We start from the raw sequence: 4,838 nt of genomic DNA on the forward strand, positions 1-4,838 counted from the left end.
TTACTGTAAATTTCACTGGATTGCTATAATCTATAGCTGTTGTTGGGTCTGGGCTAATACTTGCTTTCTCTGATATTTCTGCTGTAGCTTTTAAAGCTGTAACTGTTGTTCCTACAGGCAAGGTAATTGCCACTGTTTTTAATTGTTCATCTACTGTGGCTTCTATATCTTTTATTACAAACGATGTAAGCTCTTTTAATTTACTTTTTACTACTGGTTCATCATCTTTGGAACAAGATGTTATTACCAATAGCAATAATGCAATAAGGAAAAAATTGGGTGTTTTCATGTTAAAAATATTTTTTTTGCAAAAATAAAGCTTACACAAAAGCAAAAAAACACCCAAAATGGGTGGTTTTTTATAAATTAGATTCGTTAATTTTGCAGCTTATTTTTTACAAAATTGTTATTACTAAGAATATTTATTTTAATTCCTCTATTTGTTTCCTCACAAATAAAGTTTAGGCACTATACTGTTGAGGATGGTTTGCCACATGACTTTACCTACCAAGTGCACGAAGACAATCATGGTTATGTATGGATTGGAACTGATAACGGTTTGGTAAAATTTAATGGTAAAAACTTCACTGTTTTTAATCACAACCATATTGTTGATTCTGATTTTTTTATTGATATAAATACTTATAAGAAAGATACTCTTGTACTAGCTGTATGGAAAAGTGGATTACATTTTATAACAAGAGACTCTATAATTAAGCCTATAATTATTAATAAAGCTTTTAGATCAAAAAAAACCCAAACGGCACAACCCGTTGATAACGACATAATTGCATCTAATAATGGAATTCATTCTGTATACAAAAGAGGTTCTAATTTTGAGTTTCACATATCTCAATTTGTATTTAAAACATCAAAAAATGGAATCCCTAAAATAAATTACAATGTAAAATCTGGTAGTAATAGCTATAATTATAGCACACTTAAAGTAATTAATAATACTCCATACTTTTACAGAGGCTTTAACAAACAGGCAGATAAAAAACTATTTTATGGACTTTACCAATACAATCTAAAATCCAAAGAGCTTAAATTATCTCATCCCTTTTTAAAAAATCGTCAAATTAATGATTTTGGAAAATACTCAGAAACTGAATATTACTTTACCGAAAATAACACTTTAAGTATTTTTAATGATAATAGAATAATTAAAACAAAAAAAATTCCTGTTAACGGAATAATACACCGATATTTAAAAACAGATTATTGCGATGTTTTTGTAGTAAATGACTATGACTCATTAAATGATTACATATACTTATATGACAAAAATAGTGCTGTATGGATAAAGTTATCTGATAATTTTTCTGCTTCTAATAGTATATTAATTAGTGATGTTTATAAAGATTCTCAACAAAATATATGGGTTACTTCTAAGGCAGATGGAATATATAAAATTAGTAAAGAAGATAATTTTTATACTAACAAAATCTTACCTAAGAATCATGTTTTTGATATTAATACCAATGATTCTGAGCATATTTTTTTTCTTACGCTTAAAAGTCTTGCTAGTTTTAACAAAAAAAAAAAAGAAACAAAAAATATATTACTTCCCGGAGATGCATCAGAATTTAACGATAATCTTAAGAATACCAATAAAATTAATATTAAATACAAGAGAAAAAATAATACAAAAATTAAATTTAATGGGTTTTTATTTTTTAGCGACAACCTAAATGTGAACAAAATAAATGGGATTATTTTTAAAAACAAGACCTTTTTTATTGATTATAAAATAAATAGCAAAAGAAATTATATTACTGTAGATAAAAATGTAATAATTTATAATTTTATAATTCATTTAGATAATGAACTTTGGGTTAGCACCAATAATGGTATACTAGTATATAATTTGTATAATGGAAAGTATAAAAAGAAAATAATTATCGACAGTAATAATCCATTACTACCTGTTTATAAAATAGTTAATAGTCCAAAAGGTGTATGGGCTATTGCGGGTAGTTCCCTATATTTAATTAAACAAAAAAGTACCATAAAATTTGGTGAAAAAGACGGATTATCTAGCGCAAAAATAAATGATATTATTTTAGATCATAAAAATACTCTTTGGATATCTCACCAAAGAGGGTATTCTATATACCAAAATAAAATGTTTTACAACTTTAGTAAAGAACCAAATTTTCCTTCTTCATTTACTTCTAAAGTTAAAGAAGATAACGAAAAAAACATTTGGATTGCAGGAAACAAAGGAGTAGTAAGTATAAATAATTCTAGAGCTTTTAAACCAATACACCCACCAAAAATTATTGTTTCTAAAAAAAATAATAATTTTTTAATAGACGTAGTAGATTTTTCTGAAAAAAATGTAACAAAGCAATATAAAATAAATAAAAGCACGTGGAAAAACATAAAGACAAATATAGATTTATCTAAATTTGAACCTAAAAAATACACTCTTCAATTTAGAGCCAGAAATCCATTAAGTAATTGGTCTTATTCCAAAATATTTACACATAAAATAACTCAAATATGGTATAAAACTATTTGGTTTTACGCCCTCTGTCTTTTATGTTGTTTAGTTTTATTTTTTCTAAGATTAAAAAAAATAAATGATAAAAATAAATTTTTAAGAAACACTATAATTGAATCTAAAAATCTACAACAAGAAATAACTAATGTTCGTAAAAACATAGCTCAAGATTTTCACGACGAATTAGGCAATAAATTAGCAGGTATCAGTATTCTTTCTGATTTGATTGCTAAAGATAAAGAAATACAAAATTCAAAATCAATTCAAAAAATTAACCAAATACAAAAAGAATCTAAAGATTTATATAGTAACATTAAAGATTTTATTTGGTCAGTTGAGGTTAAAAGTAATGAGTTAAAAGAACTTATTGTTCATTTAACTGATTTTGGAAATAATTTATTTCAATTTTCTGAAATTTCTTTTATTTCTAAAGTAAATATTGATAAAAACAAAATCGATTATAAACTACCTAATTATTGGAACAGGCAAATAACATTAATCTTTAAAGAAGCTATGACTAATACTTTAAAGCATTCAAATGCTAATTTCACTAGCCTTTATTTTTCTATAACAGAAAACAATACATTAAAAATAGAACTTAAAGATAATGGTATTGGTTATACAATTGAAAATTTAAAACATAAATACGGAATACTGAGCATAAAAAAAAGAGCAGAAAAAATAAAAAGCACATTAATTATAGAATCTAAAAAAGGAACTACTATTACTTTTATCGGAAAAATAAAACATTAAACTTATTATTAAACATTTTGTTGTTTTTCGTATTAGAAGAGGGTGTAAATTGAACTCTGTCTGAAATAAATTTTAAGTACTAATTTTATTCAGACAGAATTATGAAAAAAGAAGAACAAACAGCATTCGAGAAAAAGGTACTTGACCAGTTTATGTCTGGCAAGAATCTTTTTGGTAAAGACGGTGCTTTTGCCCCAATGCTAAAAAATGTGATTGAGAAAGCCCCTGAGGCAGAGATGGAAAATCATCTTGATGAATCGGAGCGCAGTATCGGCAACAAACGTAATGGCAGGGGTAAAAAGACCATCAAAAGTGGTTTTGGCACTTTCGATATCGATACGCCTCAGGACAGGCAAAGCAGCTTTGAGCCAGAACTTGTTAAAAAGCGTCAGACCATATTGGCTGATAACTTATCGGATAAGATAATCGGTTTATATGGTCTTGGGATGAGTTACAGAGACATATCTTCCCATATCAAGGAAATGTTATGATACGGACATCTCCCATACTGTTCTGAGCCAGATAACGGACAAAATCATACCCGATGTAAAAGCGTGGCAGAACCGTCCGTTGGAGCCGCTCTACTGTATAGTATGGCTCGATGCGATGCACTACAAGGTTAAGGTTGATGGCAGGATAACCCACAAAGCACTTTACAATATTCTGGGCATCAACACAGAAGATCGCAAGGAAATATTAGGTATGTACCTCTCTGAAAGTGAAGGGGCTAATTTTTGGTTGCAGGTACTCACCGACTTGAACAATCGCGGATTGAAGGATATACTTATCGCTTGTACCGATAACCTTCGGGGCTTTACCGATGCGATATTAAGCGTGTTCCCCAAAGCACAGGTACAACTCTGTATTGTACATCAGATTCGAAACTCCCTTAAATACATTGCTTCAAAAGATCAAAAGGAGTTCATGCGCGATTTAAAGCTAATCTATCGGACAACAAGCAAAGAAGTGGCAAAAGATCAACTGTTGAACCTGGAAATGAAATGGGGTGCTAAATACCCAGTGGTTATCGAGAGTTGGCAGCGCAATTGGGAGCAGCTCTCACAGTACTTCCAGTACACCGAACCAATTCGAAAAATCATCTATACCACAAATGCAGTTGAGGGGTTCCACCGCCAAGTGCGTAAAGTGACCAAGACCAAAGGGGCGTTCACAAGTGATATGGCATTAATGAAACTTGTATATCTTGCTACAAAGAACATAGAAAAGAAATGGACGAACCCTCTACACAATTGGAGCCTTACTGTTCAACAACTTTATATTAAATTTGGGGAGCGGATACCCCTGATGTTAAACACCAATTCCTCTGGGGCTAGCCCCAGAGGAATTGAAACAACAGACAGAGTTTAATTTACAGACCCTATTAGAAAGTGTCTTTCGTAGTATTTTTTCTTTTATTACTTCCTCATCTTTATAGAAAACTATTACATAAACCCGTTGTGCATTTAGAAAAAGTTGCGCAAACTGCTAAAAGGCAGTAAATTGTAGTTACGACACTATAATTCATATGCACAACTTTCAAGCAAATTACGATAAAATACTCAAGGTTTTAAAAGGA

Annotated in this window: 1 protein-coding gene and 2 pseudogenes; 2 read left to right on the forward strand and 1 reads right to left on the reverse strand. The window is 29.7% G+C overall.

Annotated features, from left to right (window positions below; all coding sequences use genetic code 11):
• Positions 1-289: pseudogene (locus FOF46_RS30335) on the reverse strand (DUF5018 domain-containing protein); the annotation flags it as partial.
• A 198-nt stretch (positions 290-487) separates the two neighbouring features.
• Between FOF46_RS30335 and FOF46_RS30340 the strand changes: the two are divergent.
• Together FOF46_RS30340 and FOF46_RS30345 are read left to right on the forward strand one after the other, a co-directional pair.
• A complete protein-coding gene (locus FOF46_RS30340) occupies positions 488-3,262 on the forward strand; it encodes a sensor histidine kinase (RefSeq protein ID WP_143919166.1) in 2,775 nt (924 codons plus the stop codon).
• 101 nt (positions 3,263-3,363) lie between these two features.
• Positions 3,364-4,630, forward strand: a pseudogene (locus FOF46_RS30345) (IS256 family transposase).
• The last annotated feature ends 208 nt before the right edge of the window (positions 4,631-4,838 follow it).

This window comes from Aquimarina algiphila, assembly GCF_007489275.1.
Taxonomy (GTDB): Bacteria; Bacteroidota; Bacteroidia; order Flavobacteriales; family Flavobacteriaceae; genus Aquimarina; species Aquimarina algiphila.